The sequence below is a fragment of the Sporolactobacillus vineae DSM 21990 = SL153 genome, assembly GCF_000377985.1.
Taxonomy (GTDB): domain Bacteria; phylum Bacillota; class Bacilli; order Bacillales; family Sporolactobacillaceae; genus Sporolactobacillus; species Sporolactobacillus vineae.
The window spans coordinates 78764-103078 of record NZ_KB899045.1; the positions used below are offsets into that span (position 1 = coordinate 78764).

Consider the following 24315-nt stretch of genomic DNA (forward strand, 5'->3'; position numbering starts at 1 on the left):
TCTGACCGGTGATCATTCATACACTTGGACCTGAAGCAACCGACAGCAACGATGCGGCGGATTATTATCTGAAAAGAGAAACCGGAATCAGTCAGGTTGTGCTTCACGATTGTTTCGAAGACATTACCGATCATCTCGGGATATATCAGGGCGACTGTCTGCTGATTCCAGCCGCGTTCAAGTCGTTTCGAAACCACACGGACTGGGCAGATTTTCATTACGGACATGTCGCCCAACTGACCCTGATTGACTGCTTCCGCCATCCATTGAATCGTCTGGTCCTGATCCGTCGGCTGAACGCGGTGCAGGATGCGGCTTATACCCATCCGTCGACTTCGGCACTGCTGAAAAGTTATCTGAAATCGGTCGGTGCCTGCCCGAAAGTTGAGTATGCAGACAGTAAATATCTTGCGTACCGGAAGTATCAGGAAACGCAGGCACGGTTTGTCCTGACGAACGAGCGGAATGTTCATCTGACTTCAGGGGAAGACGTGGAGCGATCGTGGACGCCTGACATGGTCTGGTGTGTCTATCAGATTAAATCTAATGAAGAGAATCGGGTGAGAGGGCATGAAAATTTTACATACAAATCTTCGGACAGGATTAACCGGTGAACTTGCGGTGCCGGGTGATAAAAGTATTTCACACCGCGGGGTGATTCTCGGCGCAATCAGCCGGGGCACCACGGAACTGACACATTTTCTGCTGTCGGAGGATTGTCTGTCGACGATCCGCGCCTTTCAGGATATGGGCGTTGCGATTGAACGCAGGGACGACCACGTGCTCGTTCACGGGGCCGGACTGAACGGACTGAACCAGCCGCGGCTTCCGCTGAACATGGGAAACTCCGGAACAACGACGCGCCTCTTGCTCGGGCTGCTGAGCAGACAGGACTTCACGACCGAACTTATTGGCGACGCGTCCCTGAGTCGTCGGCCGATGCGGCGGGTCACCGAGCCCCTGACCCAATCGGGTTCGGCCTTTAAAGTCAGTGCCCGCGGAACATTGCCGATCACGGTCTGTGGACGGCCGCAGTCTGCGCCGATTCATTACCGGCTGCCGGTGGCCAGTGCTCAGGTGAAAAGTGCGCTGATTCTTGCAGCATTGCAGGCGGACGGGGTATCGACGATTGTCGAGAAGCAGCCGACCCGGAATCATACGGAATTGATGCTCCGCGCTTTTGGTGCGGAGATTGAGCAGCGGGGTCTGGAAATAAAGGTCAGCGGTCGACCGGAGCTCGTCGGCCGTTCCCTGAAGATCCCCGGAGATTTGTCTTCAGCGGCTTTCTTTATTACTGCGGCCACTTTGGTCAGGGGCAGTGAAATCCGACTGGCGAATGTCGGGCTGAATCCGACGCGTACCGGCTTCCTGGACATTCTCAGGCGAATGGGCGGCGACGTGACTGTTCTGAACAGAAGTGATGACGGCGAACCTGCCGGAGATCTTCTCGTTCGCCATGCCGGCCTTCATGCGGTGTCGCTTTCAAGCCAGGACATTCCGGGAGCGATCGACGAACTGCCGTTGATCGCGCTGCTGGCGACTCAGGCGGAGGGGATCACGGTGATTCACGGCGCGGAAGAGCTGCGTGTCAAAGAGACGGACCGAATCGCCGTTGTGACGGAAGAACTGAGAAAACTTGGCGCGTCGGTCACTGAACTGCCCGATGGCATGACGATTCAGGGACCAACGCCGCTCAGTCCGCGGGAGACCCATGTTGTCGACACACACGGCGACCACCGGATCGGCATGATGCTTGGGGTCGCAGCGCTGCTGAGCAGGCATGAACTCAGGCTGCGCGGGGAGGATGCCGTCGCCGTTTCCTATCCGGAATTTTTCAGCGATCTGGATCAATTGCTGTCTGCAGGAAGGCCGGTGCGGCCATGAAAACCATCGTCGTTGACGGACTGGGATTGATCGGCGGGTCTCTGGCCCTGGCGATCAGGAAAAAGTGGCCGGATCACCGGATTTATGCCGTTGATGTGAATCAGCAGCTGCTGACTTTTGCTGAAAACCGCGGCATGATCGACGGCGGTTTTGCACAGCTGCGGGATATCGCTCCGGCGGCTGATGTGATTGTACTGGCAGCCCCCGTCGGAACGATTCTGGCACATTTGGACCGGCTGGCGGAACTTTCACTGAAAACAGATGTCCTGGTTACGGATGTCGGCAGTACCAAACAGGAGATCACGGCAAAAGCGCAGAGACTGAGCGGCCGGGGCGTGATCTTTATCGGCGGTCATCCAATGGCCGGCTCGCATAAAACGACCGTTCGTGCCGCCCGCGCCGACCTGTTTCAAAGCGCCTATTATTTTCTGATTACCGATACGATAACGGATGAACGGCACCGCCGTGCGGCCGATGAACTGCAGACTCTGCTTTCAGGAACGCATGTCAAGTGGCAGCTCGTGTCGGCCGCCGAGCATGACCGGGTGGTCGCCCAGATCAGCCACCTGCCGCACCTCATTGCCTCCGGATTAGTCAATCAGTCGCAGACGGAGTTCAGCCACTCGCCGCTTTCTTTAAAACTGGCTGCCGGCGGTTTCCGAAGCATTACCCGGATCGCCTCCTCCGACCCGACGATGTGGACGGATATCCTGTTAAGCAGCAAAGCGACAATCGTTGCCAGAATGGATGGCTTCGTCCAGGAATTGCAGCGCCTCCGGCAGGCGATCATCCGGTCCGACCAGGAAGCCATCCGCAATTATTTTCTGAAAGCCAAGGTCACCCGGGACGGCATTACCGATGCTTCCCGTGAACATGTTCCCGGTTTTCATGATCTGTTCCTGAATATTCCCGACCGGGTCGGAGAAATCGCTAAAGTCACACGAATTCTAGAAGAAGAACAAATCAATCTGATTAATATCCATATCCTTGAGATCAGAGAAGAAATCGACGGCGTCCTGCAACTGTCGTTCTCGAACCGCCAGGATCTGATCCGTGCGAGAAACGCGCTGACCCGATACGGATTTACAGCAGTCAGGAGTGATTAAACATGACAGAATTTGTGTTAACCGGTTTTATGGGCAGCGGGAAAACAACGATCGGCCGTTTAATGGCGGAAATGCTGCACTGCCCGCACATCGATCTTGACGAAGCGATCGTTGCAAAGGCCGGGAAGTCCATCAGCCGGATTTTTGCCGAAGAGGGGGAGCCCTATTTCCGGGACCTTGAAACGCAGCTGCTTGCCGCAGCAGTCGCTCGGGCGGGGATTCTCTCAACCGGAGGAGGAACGCCCGTACGAATGGAAAACAATCTGCTGCTGCGCCGGATCAAGACGCCGGTCATCTTTCTGGAAACGTCTCCGGAGATGATCCTTGAACGGCTGAAAAATGACCGGAACCGTCCGCTTGTCCAGGCACTGGATCCGGACAAACTACTTCAGCTGTACCGGGAACGGGAAAGCTGCTACCGGCAATCGGCGGACTTCAGGATCTCCACCGACCGGAAAACGCCGATCGAGATCGTTCGTGAGATTATGGAGCGGGCACACATTTCCGCTGAAGATGGGATGCACTGAATTCTGTTTTCTTTTTTAACGGGCTCTGTTAAACTTGTCCGTAGTTTTTTGCGGCAGGCTAATAGGATCAACTTGAGCCCGAATAGGATCAAGTTTTAGCGAAATAGGAGCAACTTTGTCCTGATTAGGATCAAGTTTTCCCTAAATAGGAGCAACTCTCCGATTCTCTTCATTTTCACTTACATAATAAGAAATCCACTCTGCCGACGTCAGAGTGGATTTCTTATTAGACAGGAAACTCAGTTTTCTGTACCGGCAACACAGGAAATCTCCAGCTTCGCCTGCTTCGGCAGGGCGCCTACCTGCACTGCCGAACGGGCGGGGAGCACGCCGCCTTTGAAATAACCTGCGTAGACCTCATTGACCGCGGCAAAGTCGCTGATATCCGTCAGAAAAACGGTTGCTGTGACCACATGGGTAAAATCAAGACCGGCCTCATTCAGAATCGCACCGATATTTTTAAAGATCCGTTCTGCCTGGGTCTTTACATCACCGGCAACAATCGTGCCGGTTTCCGGGTCGAGCGGAATCTGTCCGGAGACAAACACGAACCCTCCCGCTGCGACAGCCTGTGAATAAGGACCGACGGCCTGCGGAGCAAGCCTGGTCGCAATCTGCTTTTTCATTCTGTCCTGCCTCCATTTTATGTATGGGCGCAAGTGCTGAAGGGCGGCCTCACGCCGGGATTAGTCCTTATTTTAACACAACGGCGGGCCGAGTCCCCACGAAAAAAAGAATTCCGGCACCGTTTATCACCATTTTCGGGAAGAATCTCCTACCTGATAGATGTAGGAGGTGATGATGATGGCCAACAGTACGATTACAGCATCTGCCCTGGTGCTGAGCTTTGACGGCGGCCTGGATCAGAACGGCGACCCGGTCGTTCTGACGAAGACGTTCCGCAACATCAAGGCAGCTGCGTCCTATGACGCTTTGCTGGCAATTGCCGGCAAACTGGCACCGCTGCAGCAGCATCCGCTGGTAACCGTCGAGCGCGACGATACAGCGACAATCACGGCCTGATCCGGTAAAACGGATCAGGAAATCATGACAGAAAGGAGGAACAGTTAATGAAGAAACTGAATCTCGTTTTTCTCAACGAACAGGGGAAGTCGGTCACACTCTCGCTCAACGATCCGATTGAGCCTGCAGATCCTGTTGCAGTAAAAGCGGCAATGGACGAAGTTATCGCGCAGAATGTGTTCGTGTCGACTGGGGGCCTACTGACACAGTTGAAATCGGCACGTATTTCTGAAAATAATACCACGCCGATCCAGATTGTCTGAGCTGCGTGAACTGAATGAAGAGGGCCGAAGCTTCATATCGTTCGGCCCTTTTTAAATGAAAGGAGGCGGATCAGATGGAGGTATGGCTGCCGATGATCAGGGATATCGGTTTTCCGGCTGTCGTCACCTTTTTCCTTCTGTACCGGATTGAAGGAAAACTGGATGAGCTGATTCAGTCGGTTCGGGCGCTGCCCGGCGTCACGGCGGCCGGCCGCCCTGAAGAGCCGGCAATCCGGGAAGTGAAAAAGCAAGGATAAATCAGAACAGAAAGGCGGAGCACCTGCCACATCGGCGGGTGCTTTTTACGTAACAGGAGTAAAATGACAGTATGAAAGGAAATGTTGGCACAGAACTGCCGAAAGGAAGTCTCACACTTTGAAAATTGCCGATATCCGAACCCGAATGCTGTCCATACCGCTGAATAAACCTTTTAAAACGGCGCTGCGGACCGTGACCCATCTGAACAATATCCTGGTTACCGTCATCTGTGATGACGGGACAACAGGCATCGGCGAAGCGCCGCCGACGCATGTCATTACCGGGGACAGTCTGGAAAGTATCCGTTATGCCGTTGAAAAAGTTATCGGGCCGCAGCTGATCGGTCTTCAGATCGAACAGAAAGCGAAAATTGACGCGGTACTTGAGCGAGCGATGGTTCATAACGTGAGCGCAAAGGCAGCAATCGATATGGCGGTGTATGACTGTCTGGGGAAATGTACCGGCCTGCCGCTCTATCAGCTGCTTGGCGGGTACAGGAATCAGCTGTGTACCGATTTTACGGTCAGTGTCAACGGAACCGATGAGATGATTGCCGATGCGCTGGAACTGGTTCAGAAGGGCTATGACACATTAAAAATCAAGGTTGGCAATTCCACGGAACAGGAAGATCTCAAACGTGTCTCCGGAATCCGCCGGGCTGTGGGTCCGGACATCAAGATTCGTCTTGATGCCAACCAGGGCTGGTCGGTGAAGGAAGCGATCTCAGCCATCCGGAAAATGGAGCATCTCGATCTGGATATCGAACTCGTCGAGCAGCCGCTGCCCGCCTGGGATTTTTCCGGAATGAAGCAGGTCACCGAATCGGTCGTTACGCCGATCATGGCGGATGAGAGTGTATTCAGCCTCCATGATGCGGCACGGCTTCTGGCGATGCACGGCTGCGACATCCTGAATATTAAGTTAATGAAAGCCGGCGGGATCGCCAATGCGGTCAGGATCTGCCATATCGCCGAAGCTTACGGAATAGAGTGCATGTGCGGCTGCATGATTGAATCGAAAGTATCGGTCACAGCGGCGTGCCAGTTTGCCGCGGCAGAACGCAATGTCACACGCTGCGATCTTGATGCGCCGCTGATGCTGGCCGCCGATCCGGTGGAAGGCGGCGTAAGTTATCAGGGAAAACGGATTTTCCTGCCTGAACAGCCCGGTCTCGGCATTACGGCTGTTCATGCTGACGACTGAATAATGGAATGGGGCGATGAAGATGCTCGTTAAAGAAGTCCGTGTGCCCGTGGCAACCGTCTGGACCGATCCGGATTCGGTGCGTCCGGTTGATGGGCCGGCGGCTGCTGCCGATCCGGATATTCCCGGATGGCTGGCTCAGATGACCCGGAAGCAGACGATCGATCTTTGTGATGAGAAACGCGTGCAAACACAGGTCCTTTTCGGGGACAAAGTGATCGTTGGCTCGATCCGGGACGGCTGGGCCTATGTCATGGTGCCCGCTCAGATGTCGGCGAAAGACAGCCGCGGCTACCCAGGCTGGATGCCGGCCGGACAGCTGACCGCACCGCACGCGGCGGCAGGCGGTGAAAAGGTGATGGTTCAGAGCAAACTGGCGCCTTTTTTTGATCGGCATCAGACGCCTGTGCTTACTCTCAGCTTCGGTACATTTCTGGATTTTCTTGGTGGTGAAGGGACTCGCGTGAAGGTTGCCAGTCCGTCCGGGAACGGTTACCTCAATTCGGAAGATGTGATTTTTCCGTTCCGTCGTCCAAAGGACACCGGTGAAAAAATCGTCGCCAACGCGATGCGCTTTCTAGATCTTCCCTATCTGTGGTCGGGGATGAGTGCCTACGGGTATGACTGTTCCGGGTTCAGCTATTCCATGCTGCGCGCCGGCGGCTACCTGATCCCGCGCGACGCTGATGACCAGTCGGTCAAGGGCCGGGAGATCGCAAAAGCGGAAATGAAACCGGGTGACCTGCTCTACTTTGCGTATGAACAGGGCAGGGGCTATGTCCATCATGTCGGCATTTACGCCGGTGATGGAAAAATGGTCCATTCACCGACACCAGGTAAGATAGTCAGTCTGACAGAACTTGCCGGAACGATCTTTGAAGAAGAACTGTGCACGGTCCGGCGCTATTGGAAGGAAAACTGATTTGATCGACTGAAAGGCAGGCTGGTGATGATGGATAAAACGTACCAACAGAAGAAAGATGCTCTCGCCAGGTCTCTGGAAGATCTGTCTGCGCCGTTCGGCAAACAAATGGCTGTCCGGGCCGCTGGCACTGACGGTTTTTATTTTTCGTTGAATGCATCTCAATCGATGCTGTCGGCGAGTCTGATCAAATTGCCGATTCTGCTCTGTGCCTGCGAACAGGCGTCCCGCAACCCCGGGCTTTTCCAAAATCAGGTACAATTCACCGATTTGGAAATTGTCGGCGGTTCCGGAGTCCTTCAGATTCTGAGTGGCCGGACGTGGTCCGTGCGCGACTTGCTTGCACTGATGATCAATGTCTCTGATAATACAGCTACCAATTTACTGATCGACTACCTCGGGAGCGATGTGATTCAGAACTGGATACGGAAGAATGGATTCACTGGCACTGTACTTGGCAGAAAATTAATGGATGAAGCAGCGGAATCGGCCGGCCGGAGGAACAGAATCAGTGCTGCAGATGCCTGTGCCATGGTTGAACGAGTGATGACGATGGAAGGTCCGTTTTCAGATGACGTTCGACGCTGGTTTCTGCATCAGCAGTTCCGGGGGAAGCTTCCGGCCCTTTTTGATGAACTGCCTTGCCCCGTGGACGTGTACAACAAGACTGGCGAGATGGAGGAAGTGGATCATGACGCAGCCTGTTTTGTCTGCGGGGAACATCGGCTGACAATTGCCGTTCTGTCAGAAGGGGTCGAAGACAGGCAAAAAGTACTGGCCGCCATACAAACGATCGGCCGGAAAACCGCCGATTATCTGCTCAGTCTCTGAAAATCAGGTTAACTGATCGGTAATAGGGCAGATGCCTCGTGTCTTCTGAATCAAAAACAGGGTCAGGATTTTTTACAAAATGGATTGTTATAACCGATACATATGGTTTTTAATTCCATAAATCGCTATAAAATAGATACATGAGATGACTGGCATACAGTTTATGTAATAAAATCTAACAAAATGATGATTGGAAGCATTGACTTTTATTTGTCTGAATAATATTATAATTATAATATTCCTTTGAACATGTTTACATGATTCAAGTATCTGCAATTTCCCATTGCCAGCCCCTTGAGTCACCTGAAATAAGCATAATGAAGGAAATGTACTATGTTCAGTAAAAATACGATTTTCGTTATCGGAGATTCGAAGTCAAGTAGAAATAACCCGATTACACTGCGGTACAATCAGTTCTTTCTCGGTCTGGTGATCGATATGTCCAGCGGCCGGATAGTGGATGCCGAGTGTTCCGCAACCATCGGGCTGACAAACCGGTTCATCCATTCGCTTTTTGTGGATCAGCTGATGGATGACCCGGCGATTCTGGAAAATATCAGCAACCGTTATTTCGGTTCATCACAGAAGGCACTGATTGTTGCCTATAATGACGCTCTGAAAAAATATAATCAGATTTCCGCCGCTTTATCTAGTAATCAAACCTAGATAAAATCCAGCCCTTATGATCAGGACTGGATTTTATTGTTTTCGGACAGTGTGAGCCATGATGCCGCCGGTACACTAAAACAGAGGAGTTAAGGCTATGGCAAAATACATACTCAAACGGTTTCTTGAGATGCTGCTGACGATCTGGGTGATCGCCACACTGACATTCGTACTGATGCACGCGATCCCCGGCTCACCATTCAATACGAGCAACGGGAAGTCTATCAACGCTGTGGCGATGAAAAATCTCGAGGCCCATTATCATTTGGATCAGCCACTTCCTGTTCAGTACCTGATTTACCTGAAATCGATCATCACATTTAATTACGGCCCGTCGATCAGGCAGCCGACACAGACGGTCAATGATCTGATTGGACAAGGCTTCCCCGTTTCGTTTGAGCTGGGCATGTGGACATTGATTGTGGCGATTATTTCGGGTATCGCTCTGGGTGTTGTCGCTGCATTGAAACATAATGGCATCATTGATTACCTGGCCATGACGATCGCCGTTCTCGGTATTTCAATTCCCAATTTCGTGCTGGCGACACTTTTGATTCAGGAATTTGCCGTCAATCTCGTATGGTTCCCGGTTGGGACATGGCAGGGTGTCAGTTATATGGTGCTGCCTGTAATCGCTCTGGCAACCGGTCCGATGGCGATTATTGCCCGGCTTACTCGGTCGAGTATGCTGGAGATACTCAATCAGGATTATATCCGAGTGGCGGAAGCAAAGGGGCTTTCTCCGGTATTGATTGTTTTCAAACATGCGCTCAGGAACGCACTGCTCCCGGTCGTCACTGTTGTCGGTACACTTGCGGCCGGCATTCTGACCGGAACTTTTGTTATCGAAAAGATATTTGCCATACCGGGAATGGGCAAGTACTTTGTTGACAGCATCAACTCCCGGGATTATCCGGTCATTATGGGAACAACGGTCTTCTACAGTACGATTCTGATCATCCTTCTCTTTCTTGTTGACATTATTTACGGATGGCTCGACCCAAGGATTAATCTCCATTAGGAAGGAGGGAAAGCAATGAGCGCAGATGACGTTTCAGAATCCCGGCTTCAATCCGCTGTCGTCCAGCCCATTCCGGACGACTGGTTCCGGCCGCGGAGCAGGAAAAAACATGGTGCGGAACGGCTGGTACGGCCGAGCACATCATACTGGAAAGATACATGGATTCAGTTCAGAAAGAATAAACTCGCGATGGGCGGCCTTGCTTTCCTGATTATGCTTGGGATCATGGCTGTGATCGGCCCGCTGCTGTCCCATTATAATGTTACGGCCCAGAATCTTGTTATGCAGGATCTCGCACCGTCCCCGGCACATTGGTTCGGTACGGATAATCTGGGCCGGGATGTCTTTGTACGAACCTGGTACGGCGCTCGCATTTCCTTATTCATCGGTATCGTTGCAGCACTGGCTGATTTGCTGATCGGCGTGGCTTACGGTGGCCTGTCAGGCTATAAGGGCGGGCGGACAGATAATGTCATGATGCGGATCGTTGAAATTCTGTACGGGCTTCCGTATTTACTGGTTGTCATTCTTCTGATGGTTGTCATGGGTCCGGGCCTGCTGACGATTGTGGTCGCCCTTTCGGCAACCGGATGGACAGATATGGCGCGGATTGTCCGCGGGCAGGTGCTTCAGCTGAAAAACTATGAATTTGTGATTGCGTCGAAATCCTTCGGCAGCGGCACTGCCCGGATTATCCGGAAGAGTCTGGTGCCGAACACGATGGGTCCGATTATCGTTCAGGTGACACTGACCGTCCCGTCTGCCATTTTCTCGGAAGCTTTTCTCAGTTTTCTGGGACTTGGCGTTCAGGCACCGTTTGCCAGCTGGGGCGTGATGGTTAATGATTCGCTGTCAGCGATTCTTTCGGGTTACTGGTGGCAGTTGTTCTTTCCCGCCTTGTTTATTTCGCTGACGATGTTTGCTTTCAATATCGTTGGCGACGGACTTCAGGACGCGCTGGATCCGAATCTGAGGAGCTGATCTGATGAGTGATCAAGAACCGTTGCTTCAAGTCAGTCATCTGCATGTGACTTTCAAAACGCATGGCGGCCGGGTCAGTGCGGTGCGCGGTGTCGATTTTTCCGTCAACCGCGGTGAGACTCTGGCAATCGTCGGTGAATCCGGCTGCGGAAAAAGCGTGACGTCCCTGTCGGTGATGGGTCTGCTTCCGGCTTCCGGAAAAATAACACAAGGATCGATCAGGTTTGATCATCAGGAACTGACCCGGCTGACGAAGAAACAGATGCGCCGGATCCGCGGTGTCGACCTTTCAATGATCTTTCAGGATCCGATGACGTCGCTGAATCCGACGCTGTCCATTGGTTCTCAGATGACGGAAGGACTGGTGCATCAGAACAAAGTACCAAGGAGCGAGGCCAGAAAAAGGGCCGTGGATATGCTGAAACTTGTCGGTATCCCGAATCCTCAGGAACGGATGAAAGAATTCCCGCATCAATTCAGCGGCGGGATGAGGCAGCGCATCGTCATTGCCATGGCGCTGATCTGCCAGCCGAAACTGATCATCGCCGATGAACCGACGACCGCTCTGGATGTGACGATCCAGGCCCAGATTCTCGAGCTATTCGGACGGATCCAGCGGGAAACAGGGGTCGCGATGATCATGATCACGCATGATCTTGGCATTGTGGCGAAAATAGCCGACCGTATTGCGGTCATGTATGCCGGTGAAATTGTGGAAACAGGGAATAAGCGGGATATCTTTTACCATTCCCGTCATCCATATACGAAAGCGCTGCTTGATTCCATTGTCCGGATCGACCTCCCTTCGGATGAACTCCATCCGATTGAAGGGGCGCCGCCTGATCTGTTCTCTCCTCCGGCAGGTTGCGCCTTCAGCGACCGCTGCCCATTCGCGATGGAAGTGTGTGATCATGTTCAACCGCCGACAACCTGGCTCGATCTTCATCATCGTGCGGCTTGCTGGCTTTTAGATAAAAGAGCGCAGGCTGTCAGAGAAGCGGTTGAAAAATAGAAATGAGGGGGAATTGCCTTGAAGAAGTGGTTTAGCCGAGTTTTGTTTGTGAGTCTTTCATTACTCCTGGTCTTTGTGTTCAGCGGCTGTACCGCCCGTCCGAATGCGTCGGCTGGCAAGTCCGTGCTGAAACTGAACAACGGGTCGGAACCGACAACATTTAATCCTGCCGTAGCTTTTGACTCGTATTCTCTGAACCCGTTGAACAACCTGCTTGAAGGGCTGACCCGGCTGGATAAGACGAATAATCCAAAGCCGGCGATGGCGCAAAGCTGGACCGTGTCCAAAGATCAGAAAACGTATACGTTCCACATCCGTCAGGACGCAAAATGGACCAATGGCGATCCGGTGACAGCCGGGGACTTTGTGTATTCCTGGAAACAGCTTCTGAATCCGAAGACGGCATCACCGGCTGCCTTTCTCGGCTATCTCATTCAAGGCGCTGAGGCTTATAACGCCGGCAAGGGTCCGGCAAGCGGCATGATGGTGACAGCCGCGGGATCGAAAACACTCGTTGTGAAACTGAAAGCCGCACAATCTTATTTTACCAACCTGATTTCGAACCCGGCTTTCTTCCCTGTTGACGCAAAAGTGGCACAAAAGAATCCAAAGTGGTTTGCAAACGCCAAAACATTTGTCGGCAATGGCCCATATAAACTGACTTCCTGGAAACATAACGCCAGTATGGTGTTTACGAAGAACAATACTTATTGGGACAGCAAGTCAGTCAAACTGGATCAGATTGACTGGGCAATGGTGAACAATCCAGATACGGAATATCAGATGTATAAGTCCGGGCAGCTTGACAGTTCAGGCGTTCCGGCCGATCTGAGTACAAAATTGTTCCAGTCCGGGAAGGTCAAAGTAGCGCCGCAGGGGGGAACTTTTTTCATCAGTATGAACGTGAAAAAGGCGCCGTTCCAGAACATAAATATTCGTAAAGCATTTGCGTACGCTGTAGACAATAAGCAGATCACAGATTATGTCCTCAAACAGAAAAATGTCCCGGCCTACGGCTTTGTTTCTCCGGGTTTCAAGGACCCGAGCGGTCAGGATTTCCGTGCCCATAACGGCGATCTGTATAAGTATGATCCGACACTGGCCAAGAGCCTGCTGAAGAAGGGCATGAAGGAGGCCGGGTATAAGACACTGCCGAAAATCACGCTGACATACAGTACGGATCCTCAGAACCAGGCAGTCTGCGAAGCCATTCAGGCGATGCTGAAAAAGAATCTCGGCGTCTCCGTCGGTCTGGCAAATATGGAGTGGAATGTCTATCAGTCCCAGCAGAAGGCAGGCAAGTTCCAGCTTTCCAAAGGCTCGTTCCTGGCTGATTTTGCCGATCCGATTGATTATCTGCTCAACTTCCAGACCGGCAATCAGATGAACAGCATGCAGTGGAGCAACAAGCAGTATGACCAGCTGACGAAAGAAGCATCGACGGAAGCGAACAACACCAAGCGTTACAACGCAATGTATCAGGCGGAGAAACTGCTGATCAATCAGATGCCGCTGTTCCCGGTTTACTTCTATAATCAGGCATATCTGCTCAATCCGAAAGTCTCCGGTATTGTTTATCATCCGGTCGGCTATATGGAACTGAAATGGGCAGCAAAAGCGAAATAACCGGGAAATAAATGATCAACGACAGAAGGCCGCTTTCCTCAGTCCAGGAAACGGCTTTTTATCCGGCTGTACATCGCTTCTGCCTGAAGCGAACCGGACAGGGAAAGAGGGTTAAACATGACGGACAGCGCATTTCTGGAAGTAAAACATTTAAAAAAGTATTTCGATCTCGGCCATGACCGACTGCTTAAAGCTGTGGATGACGTGAGCCTGAACATCCGGAAAGGGAAAACACTGGGCATCGTCGGCGAATCCGGATGTGGAAAAACGACTTTCGGACGAACCGTTCTCGGCATTTATGAGAAAACCGGCGGCAAAGTCGTATTTGACGGCAAAGACACGGATGCCATGAGTGAAAAGGAACATTTTCAACTCAAGAAACGTATGCAGATGATTTTTCAGGATCCTTATGCGTCACTGAATCCGCGTTCCACGGTTCTCGACCTGATCGCCGAACCGATGGATATCCACCATCTCTGCAAAAATGGCCGGGACCGCCGCGCCCGTGTGGAGAAGCTGCTTCAGGAAGTCGGTCTGAGTGCGGATTTTCTCAATCGTTATCCGCACGAATTCAGCGGCGGTCAGCGGCAGCGGATCGGGATCGCGCGGGCACTGGCACTGAATCCGGAATTTGTCATCGCTGATGAACCGATTTCTGCACTTGATGTATCCGTTCAGGCGCAGGTTGTCCAGCTGCTGAAACAGCTTCAGAAGGAAAAAGGGCTCACGATGATGTTTATTGCTCATGATCTGTCGATGGTGAAATACATTAGCGATGATGTGGCCGTCATGTATCTCGGCCATCTTGTCGAACAGACATCGAGCCGGGTTCTCTATGACCGGCCGCTTCATCCATATACACAGGCACTGCTTTCGGCGATACCGATTCCCGATCCGGACGTGGAAGAGAAACGGAAAAGAATCATTCTGTCCGGCGATCTGCCGAGTCCGATTAATCCGCCGAGCGGGTGTGTATTTCGGACACGCTGTCCGCTGGCGATGGCGGCCTGCGCGTCGGAGAAGCCTTCTCTGAAAGAGGTTGCTGAAGGTCATTATGTCGCCTGTCACCTCCATCCCAGTGCAAAATCAGGCCACGCGGCACGCATGAAGCAGGTTTTCAATAAAGAGGAAAACCGGCCGTTCCAGTCGATCTTCCCATATCTGAACCACGCCCTGTACTTTTAGTGCAGGGCGTGGTTCAGACCAGAAACTTATTAACTAAATATTTAAGGTGTTGTTATTTGATGACCAGCAGTGTATTCACGAAACAGAGTGAAAAGCTTGTAGCTATGGAAAATGTCTCGAAAAAAATAACGATTTATCCCTCCTATTACCTGCAAAAGCTCCCGGGAACCTCGCCGCTGCTTTTTCTCCGGGAGGGCGTTGCCGAAAGAATCATCCGGCTGGCAGACCGTCTGCCCGGTCAGTTGTCCCTGGTTCTGATTGATGGCTGGCGGTCCTATGAAACGCAGCGGTGTCTCTATGACCGGGCAGCTGCCCGTTTCCGCAAACTCGGACATACAGAGCAGCAAGTCAAAGAGGAGATGACCGGGTTTGTCGCTTTCCCTTCCCGGGATCCAGCCTGTCCGGCTCCGCATTATTCAGGATCGGCCATTGATCTGACCCTTGCGGAGGGGCAGGACTGGCTGGAGATGGGAACGGATTTTGATGACTTTACTGACAAAGCCGGACTCACCTATTATGAAGGGAAAGAGGGGTTATCCGGAAGTGCACTCCGGGCGCGGAACAACCGGCGAAAATTAAGGCACCTGATGGAATGTGCCGGATTTGTACCGAATCCAGCCGAGTGGTGGCATTACTCTTACGGGGACCGGACATGGGCAAACGCGAATCATACCATCCCCCTGTATGGCGGAACGGAGAAGTGAATGTCTGACGGGAAAGGGGAACTGTGCCATGCATAAATCAAAACCGGCGCGTTCATCCGGTCCCTCTGCCGAAGCAGAGAAAAACAATCATGAACCCGTTGTGGCGCGTACAAAAACGGGATTGCGTACCCGGCAGATTGTCGCCGTCATAGCCGACGGCAGTACCGCGCAGGTGACATTCTGGCAAAATGAAAACGGGATCTGGCGCAACACACTGGCGACCCGCGGCTATGTGGGTGCGAACGGTGTCGGTTTAACAAAAGAAGGCCGAAAGACAACACCCGTCGGTGCATTCCCGCTCGGTCCGGCGTTCGGCACGGAAAATCCCGGAACTGAACTTCCGTTCCGGCAGATTACGCCGCGCTCCTGGTGGGTGGAAGACAGCGCGAGCCCGGATTATAATTCCTGGCAGGAAGGAGATCACTTCAATCCGCCCAGCGAGCATCTGGCTGACTATCCGGATGCTTACCGCTATGCGGTGGTGATTCAGTACAATAGGTCGCGAACGCCTTATGCCGGCTCGGGTTTTTTTCTCCATTGCGCAACTGGCGGGCCGACTGCCGGCTGCGTCTCTGTTCCGGCCGATCAAATGCAGCGGCTGGTGCGGCTGCTCCGTCCCGGCGCATACATCATCAACGGCACCAGTGAACAGGAGGTCGGCAGGTTCTGAATTTCCGGCAGAAGACGTGAACTTCTGCATTTCATCGTATGGCCGCCTCATCTGCAGTTTTTGGGAGATGAGACGGCCTTTTTTTGCAGACAGTGCCATCCCGGTTCTGGGCGGTACCGGAAAAAGAACAGACCGGGCACGGCATAGCTCGTTTAAGCTTTGTCTCTGGCACCATGACAAAGTTAGCATTAGTAACTGTTGTTTCCCCCGTCCGGCCGTACCTATAATAAAGGTGTAGAAAGAAAGCAGGGCAATAGTGAGAACGCTTACTTTGAAAGCGCAATCATTTCATCATTCATTCCCGTGCTTTTCAAACTGGAGGAGGATTTAACATGACAGAGACAAAGGGCCTTAAGCTGGCGGTACAGAAATTCGGCAACTTCCTGAGTTCGATGATTTTGCCGAACATCGGTGCCTTCCTGGCATGGGGCATTATAACAGCGTTGTTCATTCCAAATGGCTGGCTGCCGAACAAAGGCTTAGCTCAGCTTGTTACGCCGATGGTGACCTATCTGCTGCCGATTCTGATTGGCTATACCGGCGGCAAACTGATTAACGGCCATCGCGGCGGCGTCGTCGGCGCGATCGCAACACTTGGCGTCATCGTCGGAACCAATATTCCTATGTTTCTTGGCGCGATGATCATGGGACCGCTTGGCGGCTATGTCATCAAAAAATTTGACCGGTCGGTCGAAGGAAAGATTAAGACCGGTTTCGAAATGCTGGTTGACAATTTCTCAGCCGGCATTCTTGGCGGCATTCTTGCGATCATTGCCTTCTTTGGTATCGGACCGCTTGTCGATATCGTCAGTGTGGCAATGGCAGACGGTGTTGAATGGCTAATCCATACGGGCCTGCTTCCGCTTGCCAGTCTGTTCATTGAACCAGGGAAAGTCCTCTTCTTGAACAATGCGATTAACCATGGTGTATTAACACCGATCGGAATCGAACAAGTCAGACAGTATGGCAAATCGGTGCTGTTCCTGCTTGAAGCCAACCCCGGACCCGGCATGGGCATTCTGCTTGCCTACTGCTTCTTTGGTAAAGGCAACGCAAAACAGTCGGCACCCGGTGCAGCGATCATTCACTTCATCGGTGGTGTTCATGAAATCTTCTTCCCGTATGTACTGATGAAACCAGTACTGATCATCGCAACGATGCTCGGCGGTATGAGTGGTGTCTTCACACTGGTTACACTGAAAGGCGGGCTGGTCGGGCCGGCTTCCCCTGGCAGCATTCTCGCCGTACTGGCAGCAACACCGCGCTCCGGGACCGCTTTCATGGCCAATATGCTCGATGTGCTGATTTCAATGACCGTAACGTTTGTCGTTGCTGCGTTCATCCTGAAAATGGATAAGAGCGAAGCAGAAGCCGGAGACCTGGAAAAAGCCACGGCACAGATGGAAAGCATGAAAGGGAAAAAGAGCAGTGTTTCCGGAACTCTGACCGCTTCGAAGAACTTAAATCCGGCCAAAGTCAAGAAAATCGTTTTCGCCTGCGATGCCGGCATGGGATCAAGTGCCATGGGTGCCTCGCTGCTGAGAAAGAAAGTCAAGGCAGCAGGACTTGATATTTACGTCACCAACTCGGCAGTCAGTGCGATTCCTGAAGATGCCCAGGTGGTCGTCACGCAGTCCGGACTCACGGCGCGTGCGAAGGACAAGGCACCGAATGCGTATCACGTTTCCGTAGATAACTTCCTGACCAGTCCGGCTTATGACGCACTGATCAACGATCTGAAGAAGGGTGCAAAACATGAATCGGCCAAGGCTGCGGATACCGGTGAGCCGAAGACGATTCTCAACGATGAAAAGGTATTAAAGAAGGAAAATGTCTTCCTGAATAAATCGTTCTCAAGCAAAGAGGAAGCAATCCGTTTCGCCGGTCAGGCGCTGGTCGACGGAGGTTATGTCAATCCTTCTTATGTTGACGGGATGATTGAACGTGACAAGGATATGTCGACCTACATGGGCAACTCGATTGCGATTCCGCACGGCACAGAGAAAGTGAAAAAGGAAGTCATTGCTTCCGGTGTCGTCATTGTCCAGGTACCTCAGGGGATTGACTTTGACGGGAATAAGGTTCGCCTGATCTTCGGCATTGCCGGCAAGAACAACAGTCACCTGGCCATTCTGTCGAAAATCGCGGTTGCCTGCGCAGAAATGGAAAACGTTGAAGCGATGGTTCGTGCCGGATCCGTTGATGAGCTGCTTCAGGTCATCAATCAGGCGATTGAAAAGAATTCATAAGCGGCGGATCAGTCAGCCGGAGCAGGTGCAGCAAGTTACCGGATGTGTTACGGTAAAGAAAAAAGGTAAGGTTGGTTGATTCCATGTTTGTCACCAACAGAGAAAAAACGATTATCGAGCTGCTGATTAAGACAAGCGGGCGCCATACACCTTCGTCGATTGCCACTTATCTTCGGGTCAGTGTCCGGACCGTGCACCGGGACTTGAACAAAATCGAGAACACTTTGGAACAATTCGATCTTCAGCTGGTTCATGAGGACAATAACAATCTTCATATTGAAGGCTCGGATCGATCGATATTCAAGCTAATTCAGACACTGGCCAAAGTCAAACCGATGGATCTTCCGGTAAAAGAAAGGCGGCTGTGCCTGCTGCTTCAACTGCTGGACGCCAAAGGTCCGCAGAAAACCGTATCGCTTGCCAGTGATCTGACCATTTCAGTGGCGACGCTGCTCAGTGATCTCGACGAACTGTCCGGCTGGATGAAAGAGTTTCAGGTCAGCCTCAGCAGAAAAAGAGGCGTCGGCATTCAGATTGAAGGCGCTGAAAGTGATCGGCGTATTGCCTTGGCTAACTATTACCTGCACTACTTTAACCAGGAAATGATGGATGCGATCTTTCACCTGCGCGATGAAAAGGTGACGGAAGACCGGCTGATCCTTCACTACTTCCGGCAGGACTATCTGTGGGAAGCAGACCGGGCGATCCGGCAGAATATCAAGGATATGTATGCAGAACTTGCGGACAATGACTATATGGGTTTTCTGACTCAGGTGTGCATCACCCTGCAGCGCTATCACGGCGGCAATCCTCTGACACTGCCCAATGCCCGGAAATTCGGGCAGCAAGGCACGCAAGCGATTCTGCCATTTGTCGACAAGGTCAGTACCATTATCGGTGAGCGCCTGTCGATTCACTTGCCGGCTCAGGAGAAAATGTTTCTGAGCATGATTCTGAAGGGGTCGCGTCTCAGAAGTGAAGAATCGGTCCATTTTGACAGTGCGGCGACAGGAAGAGCGATCCGGCAGCTGATCCTGCAGGTTTCAGCAAAAGTAAATGTGGATCTGACGGATGACTTTTCCCTGTTTCAGGGGCTGATGGCACACATTGAACCGTCGCTGTTCCGGATCAGAGAGAAGCTCCCGGCATTCAATCCGCTGACCGAACAGGTAAGAGACCGCTTTCCGGATCTTTTCGCCATCATTGCGGAGTGCCTGAAACAGGTGTTCAAACAGGTTTCTTTTCCCGATGATGAAATCGCTTATGTTGTGCTCCACTTCGGTTCGGCACTGGAGCAGCGAAAGCAGGATGTGAAACTTCGTGCTCTGGTTGTCTGTCCGACAGGCATTGGTGCGTCAAAAATGCTGGCATCACGGCTGAGGAAAGAGTTCCCGGAATTCTTATCCGTTTCGGTTTCGTCGATCAGCGAGATGAAACGACTTGAACTTGAACAGTACGACCTGATTCTGTCCACCGTTCATCTGCCCAAACAGGTCATCCCGTGCATGTTCGTTAATCCGCTGCTCAGCAAAAAAGATGCCGACGACATTCATTCAACGACCCGGCACCTGGTAGCGCGGAAGAAGTTAATACCGGTCGTCCGGCCGTCATCTGAGCCGGCGCTGATGAAACCGGCTGCAGATGAGGGACCGGCTCCGTCACTGGAACATTTTATGGATGCCGTGGATCATGTTCAGCTTGCAATCCGGGAGATCATGGCTCATTTTACTGTCTACCGGCTCAAGGCGCAGGAAAGTAAGGAACAGGTCATCCGCAAGGCGGCGGAACTGCTGCAGAGCCAGGGCGTCGTGTCCGATGCGGACCGGATTGCCGCTCGGCTGCTGGCGCGGGAGAAGCTGGCAGGTCTCGCCATTCCCGGAACCACAATGGCTCTGTTTCATTGCCGGGATCAGGCGGTAAAATCGCTGACCTTTGAAATTGTCCGCTCGGACCGGTATTTCGTCCTGAACGGCATGGATGAAGAAAAACTGCCGGTGAATAACTTCCTGATTCTGCTGGCACCGGAGCCGACAGACCAGTTCGGAAATGAAGTCATCGGCAGAATCAGCGCCTCACTTGTTGAAGATAAAGAAAGCATACTGGTTTTTACTTCAGCGAACGAAAAAGTCGTTCGCGAGAAGCTTGAAGATATTTTCTACCAATATCTACTAAATAAATTCTCAAAGGACTGATCATTATGGCAAAGGTTGTACATTTTGGTGCAGGAAATATTGGACGGGGTTTTATCGGCGGACTGTTCTCAGAGTCCGGTTATCATGTCACTTTCGTAGATCTGGCAGCACCGATTATCGATGCATTAAATGAAAAGGGAACCTACACTGTACGGACCGCATCCGATCCGCAGCAGGTCTTCCAGATTCATAATGTATCGGGAATCAACAACAAGGAACATCCGGAACAGGTCATCGCTGCGATTAAAGAAGCCAGGTTCATCACCACGGCGATCGGCCCGAAAGTGCTCAAGTTCATTGCACCGCTGATTGCACAGGGTCTGACGGAACGGCTTAAGACGACCGACGAAAAGGTGTATGTCATCGCCTGCGAGAACCAGATTAACGCAACGGATCTCCTGAAGGGTTATGTGCTCAGCCATCTTGATCCGGAAACGGTAAAGAAACTGGACGGCAGGGTCTACTTCCTGAATTCGGCCGTCGACCGCATCGTGCCGCTGCAGCATAATAAGGAACTGCTGGATGTGCTGGTTGAAGACTATCATGAATGGATCGTCGAATCGTCCGAACCGGTACCTGAAGTCAAAGGCATGCAGACGGTTCCGGATCTGGCCCCTTATATCGAACGGAAGCTGTTTACCGTTAATACCGGACATGCGGTAACGGCCTATCTCGGCTATCTTGCCGGCAAGGAGAAGATCCACGAAACGCTCAAGGATCCGGAAATCTATAAGGATGTTAAAGGGGCCATCGAAGAAACCGGTGCCTATCTGATCAAGAGATACGGGTTTAAGCCGGAAGTTCACGAGGCCTATATTGAAAAAATTCTCCATCGTTTCCAGAACCCGAAGCTGAATGATGATGTCACTCGTGTCGGCCGTGCCCCGCTGCGTAAGCTCGGCGCGCAGGACCGGCTCGTCAGACCGGCCGTTCAGGCGGAGAAGCTGGGCCTGAAGTACGACTATCTGGCCAAAGCCATTGCGGCCTGCCTGCACTTTGACGCCGAAACCGACAAAGAGGCTGTGGAACTTCAGAAGAAGTTGAAAGAAAACGGCCTGATTGCGGTTCTGCATGAAGTATCCGGACTGGAAGAATCCGATCCGATCACCCAGGAAGTGGTCAGCCAGTACAAGCAGACCAAAACCGTCAGCAAATAACATCTGTAAAAAAATTCAGGTATATGAAAGAAAGGTATCTGCAGTCGCCAGGCGGCGTGCAGATACCTTTTTTGTCTGACCAAAAAGAGCAGGCAGCTGAATCTCAGCTGCCTGTTCCTTATCAGATTCTGGTTTACCCCTTTAACGCCTGGCGATAGACGTCAACCAGTTCTTTGACGAGAGGGCATTTCGGATTGGTGATCGTGTATTGGTCGCCCTGAGCACGATCCGCCATATCGTCGATGACCTTTTCCAGTTCTTCTTTATGGATACCGACGGCTTCGAGGCTCATCGGCTCCCCGACATCGGCCGCCAGCTTCTTGATCGCGCGGATGTAATTGTCCACGCCATCGGCTGTAGTTCTTCCGGGTGCGTCAATGGCTTTCGCCAGTTCCGCATAACGTTTGTCAGCGATAAAGTATTTGTATTTCGGGAATTCGGCGAACTTCTCCGGTTTCTGAGCATTATAGCGGACGACAACCGGCAGCATGATCGCGCAGCAGCGTGCCTGCGGGAGCTTAAAGGTCATACTCAGTTCGTGAGCCAGACTGTGGGTGACGCCGAGGAACGCGTTTGAGAACGCCATTCCGGCAAGTGTCGACGCGCTGTGGATCTTTTCCAGCGCCTGCTGATTTCCACGGTAAGCATTCGGAAGGTTCTGGAAAACAAGTTGAATGGCTTTCACGGCAAGCCCGTCGGTAAAGTCATTGGCCATTACGGAAACATAGGCTTCAGTGGCCTGGGTCAGCACGTTGAGTCCGGTGTCGGCGACTTCACGACCGGATACCGGCTGAATATACTGCGGATCCAGAATGGCCACATCAGGGGTGAGCGCATAGTCGGTCAGCGGATAAGCATTTCCTTTCTTATCGGTAATTGCTGCGAACGGCGTGACTTCCGAGCCGTTGCTGCTGTGCGTCGGAATCGCGACAAATTTGGCTTTCTTGCCGAGTACCGGGAATTTATAGGCACGTTTCCGGATATCGAGGAAGGCCTGCTTCATGCCGAACAGATCTGCATTCGGGCTTTCATAGTAGAGCCACATGCCCTTGGCGGCATCCAGGACGGAACCGCTGCCTAAGGCGATGATGACGTCCGGTTTGAATTTGTTCATCATAGCTGTCCCTTTTTCCAGGGTTTCCGGCGACGACGGTGTGACATCGGAGAAGATTTCCGTGCGAACCAGATGCGGCCGTGTGCTGAGGGCATAGACGATCCGGTCAGTGCTCCCGGACTGGACCTGATCCGGGCTGGTGACGATCAGTGCCCGTGAGATGTCCGGCATCTGTGTCAGATAGTGTGTCGCATTTTTTTCAAAATAAATTTTCGGCGGAATCTTAAACCACTGCATCTCATTCTTCCGGTTGCCGATCGTCTTCACGTTGATCAGATCGGCGACGCCGACGTTATGCGAAACGGAATTGCCGCCGTAGCTCCCGCAGCCCAGCGTCAGTGACGGGAGGAAGGCGTTATACAGATCGCCGATGCCGCCCTGCGAAGACGGTGCGTTGACGATGATCCGTCCGGCGTGCATACGCTTCCCGAAGGCTACGGCAATCTCGTGATTGGTCGTATGGATCGCTGCGGAGTGGCCATTGCCCCCGAAATTAAGCATCTCTTCAGACCGTCTGAAGCCTTCCTCAGTCGAATTGACTTTATAGCAGGCGAGAACCGGACTCAGCTTTTCTCTTGAGAGCGGGTCGTCCGGACCGACGCGCTTCATATCGGCAATCAGGACCTTCGTGTTTTCCGGTACGGTGAGCCCGGCCATCTTGGCGATGGACGCCGCCGTCTGGCCGACGACCTTCGGATTGACGGAGCATTTTTCCTCGTTGATGACGACTTTCTGAACCTTTTTCTTCTCTTCACTGTTCAGAAAATAGCAGTTATTGGCCAGCAGTTCTTTTTTCACAGGTTCGAAGATTTCTTTATCAATGATCGCTGCGGATTCCGACGCGCAGATCATACCGTTGTCGAAGGTCTTGGACATGATCAGATCGTTGACGGCTTCTTTAATATCGGCCGACTTCTCGATATAGCAAGGCACGTTGCCGGGGCCGACGCCAAGAGCCGGTTTGCCGGAACTGTATGCTGCTTTGACCATTCCGGGACCTCCGGTAGCCAGAATCAGGGCGATTCCGGGATGGTGCATCAGTGCCTGGGTTGCTTCCAGCGACGGATGTTCGATCCACTGAATGCAGTTTTTCGGTGCGCCGGCTTTGACAGCCGCATCAAGAACAATTTTTGCCGCGGCCGAACTTGATTTTTGCGCGAAAGGATGGAAGCCGAAGATGATCGGATTCTTTGTCTTCATGGCAATGATCGATTTGAACAGCACGGTGGATGTCGGATTGGTTACCGGTGTGACACCGGCGATAATGCCGACAGGTTCGGCGACTTTGATTGTTTCATCATAAGGATTTCCGGAAATGATGCCGACCGTCTTGTCACGTTTGATGTGATGGTAGATATATTCAGTGGCAAAGATGTTTTTGATGATCTTGTCTTCATAGACACCGCGCCGGGTTTCTTCAACGGCCAATTTTGCGAGCTGCTTGTGCTGATCCAGTCCGGCGATCGCCATCTGTTTCACAATTTCATCAATCTGCTCCTGGTTCAGCGGCTCGAAGTCCTTGATTGCCTGACGGGCATTGTCGACCAGCTGATCGACCATTTGCTGTACGGTCTGTCCCTTTTTAACTTCGCTTTCTTTAATAGCCATCATCAAAAACCTCCTGGTGTGATTGATATTTCACAGAGCGGACTTTTTATGTGAATTAGTTCACATAAAAGACTAACCTGCTTTAATAATCGGCCGCTCTGTACGGTATTCGT

The 24315-nt window shown here is 52.2% G+C and carries 23 protein-coding genes; 21 read left to right on the top strand and 2 right to left on the bottom strand.

Annotated elements, in window-relative coordinates; all coding sequences use genetic code 11:
- Positions 1 to 8: 8 nt before the first annotated feature.
- Genes D889_RS0106540 through D889_RS0106555 form a run of 4 tightly spaced genes read left to right on the top strand, consistent with a single transcriptional unit; the run spans position 9 to position 3517 of the window.
- Positions 9 to 614 carry a hypothetical protein gene (locus tag D889_RS0106540; protein WP_010631523.1) on the top strand — a complete coding sequence of 202 codons (606 nt, stop codon included), beginning with the start codon at positions 9 to 11 and terminating at the stop codon, positions 612 to 614.
- On the top strand, positions 571 to 1884 hold the full coding sequence (gene aroA / locus D889_RS0106545) for a 3-phosphoshikimate 1-carboxyvinyltransferase (RefSeq protein WP_010631522.1): 1314 nt from the start codon (positions 571 to 573) through the stop codon (positions 1882 to 1884). Before D889_RS0106540 ends, aroA begins: the two co-directional genes overlap by 44 nt.
- Complete coding sequence (locus tag D889_RS0106550; RefSeq protein WP_010631521.1) at positions 1881 to 2990, top strand: prephenate dehydrogenase; 1110 nt, start codon at positions 1881 to 1883, stop codon at positions 2988 to 2990. Before aroA ends, D889_RS0106550 begins: the two co-directional genes overlap by 4 nt.
- 2 nt (positions 2991 to 2992) lie before the next feature.
- On the top strand, positions 2993 to 3517 hold the full coding sequence (locus tag D889_RS0106555; protein WP_010631520.1) for a shikimate kinase: 525 nt from the start codon (positions 2993 to 2995) through the stop codon (positions 3515 to 3517).
- Positions 3518 to 3756: 239 nt separating this feature from the next.
- On the opposite strand, the gene D889_RS0106560 is transcribed toward D889_RS0106555, so the two are convergent.
- A complete protein-coding gene (locus D889_RS0106560) occupies positions 3757 to 4143 on the bottom strand; it encodes a RidA family protein (protein WP_010631519.1) in 387 nt (128 codons plus the stop codon).
- Positions 4144 to 4321: 178 nt separating this feature from the next.
- Here D889_RS0106560 and D889_RS0106565 point away from each other — a divergent pair, with 178 nt between their 5' ends.
- From D889_RS0106565 to D889_RS0106645, 17 genes are all read left to right on the top strand, one after another.
- A complete protein-coding gene (locus D889_RS0106565; RefSeq protein WP_010631518.1) occupies positions 4322 to 4540 on the top strand; it encodes a DUF1659 domain-containing protein in 219 nt (72 codons plus the stop codon).
- A gap of 47 nt (positions 4541 to 4587) precedes the next feature.
- The gene (locus tag D889_RS0106570) at positions 4588 to 4803 is read left to right on the top strand and encodes a DUF2922 domain-containing protein (RefSeq protein WP_010631517.1); all 216 of its coding nucleotides are present in this window, start codon (positions 4588 to 4590) and stop codon (positions 4801 to 4803) included.
- 74 nt (positions 4804 to 4877) lie between these two features.
- Positions 4878 to 5060, top strand: a complete 183-nt coding sequence (locus D889_RS0106575; protein ID WP_010631516.1) for a YvrJ family protein — start codon at positions 4878 to 4880, stop codon at positions 5058 to 5060.
- 118 nt (positions 5061 to 5178) lie between these two features.
- Positions 5179 to 6264 carry a mandelate racemase/muconate lactonizing enzyme family protein gene (locus D889_RS0106580; protein ID WP_010631515.1) on the top strand — a complete coding sequence of 362 codons (1086 nt, stop codon included), beginning with the start codon at positions 5179 to 5181 and terminating at the stop codon, positions 6262 to 6264.
- A gap of 22 nt (positions 6265 to 6286) precedes the next feature.
- Entirely contained in the window at positions 6287 to 7186 is a 900-nt protein-coding gene (locus D889_RS0106585) for a C40 family peptidase (protein WP_010631514.1), read from the top strand.
- A 27-nt stretch (positions 7187 to 7213) separates the two neighbouring features.
- Positions 7214 to 8017, top strand: a complete 804-nt coding sequence (locus D889_RS0106590; protein ID WP_018962222.1) for a serine hydrolase — start codon at positions 7214 to 7216, stop codon at positions 8015 to 8017.
- A gap of 333 nt (positions 8018 to 8350) precedes the next feature.
- Positions 8351 to 8683, top strand: a complete 333-nt coding sequence (locus tag D889_RS0106595) for a DUF3870 domain-containing protein (protein ID WP_010631512.1) — start codon at positions 8351 to 8353, stop codon at positions 8681 to 8683.
- 97 nt (positions 8684 to 8780) lie between these two features.
- Positions 8781 to 9704 carry an ABC transporter permease gene (locus D889_RS0106600; protein ID WP_010631511.1) on the top strand — a complete coding sequence of 308 codons (924 nt, stop codon included), beginning with the start codon at positions 8781 to 8783 and terminating at the stop codon, positions 9702 to 9704.
- Between the two features lie 15 nt (positions 9705 to 9719).
- Entirely contained in the window at positions 9720 to 10685 is a 966-nt protein-coding gene (locus D889_RS0106605) for an ABC transporter permease (RefSeq protein WP_010631510.1), read from the top strand.
- A 4-nt stretch (positions 10686 to 10689) separates the two neighbouring features.
- On the top strand, positions 10690 to 11697 hold the full coding sequence (locus D889_RS0106610; RefSeq protein WP_010631509.1) for an ABC transporter ATP-binding protein: 1008 nt from the start codon (positions 10690 to 10692) through the stop codon (positions 11695 to 11697).
- Positions 11698 to 11715: 18 nt separating this feature from the next.
- Positions 11716 to 13323: a peptide ABC transporter substrate-binding protein gene (locus D889_RS0106615; protein ID WP_026039060.1), complete on the top strand. Its 1608-nt coding sequence runs from the start codon at positions 11716 to 11718 to the stop codon at positions 13321 to 13323.
- 117 nt (positions 13324 to 13440) lie between these two features.
- Positions 13441 to 14508: an ABC transporter ATP-binding protein gene (locus D889_RS0106620; RefSeq protein ID WP_010631507.1), complete on the top strand. Its 1068-nt coding sequence runs from the start codon at positions 13441 to 13443 to the stop codon at positions 14506 to 14508.
- Positions 14509 to 14567: 59 nt separating this feature from the next.
- On the top strand, positions 14568 to 15212 hold the full coding sequence (locus D889_RS0106625; protein WP_010631506.1) for a M15 family metallopeptidase: 645 nt from the start codon (positions 14568 to 14570) through the stop codon (positions 15210 to 15212).
- 28 nt (positions 15213 to 15240) lie between these two features.
- Positions 15241 to 15882, top strand: a complete 642-nt coding sequence (locus D889_RS0106630; protein WP_010631505.1) for a L,D-transpeptidase family protein — start codon at positions 15241 to 15243, stop codon at positions 15880 to 15882.
- 332 nt (positions 15883 to 16214) lie between these two features.
- Positions 16215 to 18131, top strand: coding sequence for a PTS mannitol transporter subunit IICBA (locus tag D889_RS0106635; RefSeq protein WP_010631504.1), 1917 nt, complete (start codon positions 16215 to 16217; stop codon positions 18129 to 18131).
- An 83-nt stretch (positions 18132 to 18214) separates the two neighbouring features.
- The gene (locus D889_RS0106640) at positions 18215 to 20323 is read left to right on the top strand and encodes a BglG family transcription antiterminator (protein ID WP_010631503.1); all 2109 of its coding nucleotides are present in this window, start codon (positions 18215 to 18217) and stop codon (positions 20321 to 20323) included.
- Positions 20324 to 20328: 5 nt separating this feature from the next.
- Positions 20329 to 21480, top strand: a complete 1152-nt coding sequence (locus D889_RS0106645) for a mannitol-1-phosphate 5-dehydrogenase (protein WP_010631502.1) — start codon at positions 20329 to 20331, stop codon at positions 21478 to 21480.
- A 133-nt stretch (positions 21481 to 21613) separates the two neighbouring features.
- Here D889_RS0106645 and adhE read toward each other — a convergent pair whose 3' ends face one another.
- Positions 21614 to 24202 (bottom strand): bifunctional acetaldehyde-CoA/alcohol dehydrogenase, encoded by a 2589-nt coding sequence (gene adhE / locus D889_RS0106650; protein WP_010631501.1) that lies wholly within the window; start codon positions 24200 to 24202, stop codon positions 21614 to 21616.
- Positions 24203 to 24315: the final 113 nt, after the last annotated feature.

What these genes read in the sequence shown, in the direction of transcription:
- D889_RS0106620 (WP_010631507.1), top strand. Translation starts at nt 13,441, where the DNA reads ATGACGGACAGCGCATTTCTGGAAGTAAAACATTTAAAAAAGTATTTC.
- D889_RS0106625 (WP_010631506.1), top strand. Translation starts at nt 14,568, where the DNA reads ATGACCAGCAGTGTATTCACGAAACAGAGTGAAAAGCTTGTAGCTATG.
- D889_RS0106560 (WP_010631519.1), bottom strand. Translation starts at nt 4,143, where the DNA reads ATGAAAAAGCAGATTGCGACCAGGCTTGCTCCGCAGGCCGTCGGTCCT.
- D889_RS0106640 (WP_010631503.1), top strand. Translation starts at nt 18,215, where the DNA reads ATGTTTGTCACCAACAGAGAAAAAACGATTATCGAGCTGCTGATTAAG.
- D889_RS0106605 (WP_010631510.1), top strand. Translation starts at nt 9,720, where the DNA reads ATGAGCGCAGATGACGTTTCAGAATCCCGGCTTCAATCCGCTGTCGTC.
- D889_RS0106610 (WP_010631509.1), top strand. Translation starts at nt 10,690, where the DNA reads ATGAGTGATCAAGAACCGTTGCTTCAAGTCAGTCATCTGCATGTGACT.
- aroA (WP_010631522.1), top strand. Translation starts at nt 571, where the DNA reads ATGAAAATTTTACATACAAATCTTCGGACAGGATTAACCGGTGAACTT.
- D889_RS0106590 (WP_018962222.1), top strand. Translation starts at nt 7,214, where the DNA reads ATGATGGATAAAACGTACCAACAGAAGAAAGATGCTCTCGCCAGGTCT.
- D889_RS0106565 (WP_010631518.1), top strand. Translation starts at nt 4,322, where the DNA reads ATGGCCAACAGTACGATTACAGCATCTGCCCTGGTGCTGAGCTTTGAC.
- D889_RS0106600 (WP_010631511.1), top strand. Translation starts at nt 8,781, where the DNA reads ATGGCAAAATACATACTCAAACGGTTTCTTGAGATGCTGCTGACGATC.
- D889_RS0106550 (WP_010631521.1), top strand. Translation starts at nt 1,881, where the DNA reads ATGAAAACCATCGTCGTTGACGGACTGGGATTGATCGGCGGGTCTCTG.
- adhE (WP_010631501.1), bottom strand. Translation starts at nt 24,202, where the DNA reads ATGGCTATTAAAGAAAGCGAAGTTAAAAAGGGACAGACCGTACAGCAA.
- D889_RS0106595 (WP_010631512.1), top strand. Translation starts at nt 8,351, where the DNA reads ATGTTCAGTAAAAATACGATTTTCGTTATCGGAGATTCGAAGTCAAGT.
- D889_RS0106635 (WP_010631504.1), top strand. Translation starts at nt 16,215, where the DNA reads ATGACAGAGACAAAGGGCCTTAAGCTGGCGGTACAGAAATTCGGCAAC.
- D889_RS0106555 (WP_010631520.1), top strand. Translation starts at nt 2,993, where the DNA reads ATGACAGAATTTGTGTTAACCGGTTTTATGGGCAGCGGGAAAACAACG.
- D889_RS0106585 (WP_010631514.1), top strand. Translation starts at nt 6,287, where the DNA reads ATGCTCGTTAAAGAAGTCCGTGTGCCCGTGGCAACCGTCTGGACCGAT.
- D889_RS0106575 (WP_010631516.1), top strand. Translation starts at nt 4,878, where the DNA reads ATGGAGGTATGGCTGCCGATGATCAGGGATATCGGTTTTCCGGCTGTC.
- D889_RS0106645 (WP_010631502.1), top strand. Translation starts at nt 20,329, where the DNA reads ATGGCAAAGGTTGTACATTTTGGTGCAGGAAATATTGGACGGGGTTTT.
- D889_RS0106570 (WP_010631517.1), top strand. Translation starts at nt 4,588, where the DNA reads ATGAAGAAACTGAATCTCGTTTTTCTCAACGAACAGGGGAAGTCGGTC.
- D889_RS0106630 (WP_010631505.1), top strand. Translation starts at nt 15,241, where the DNA reads ATGCATAAATCAAAACCGGCGCGTTCATCCGGTCCCTCTGCCGAAGCA.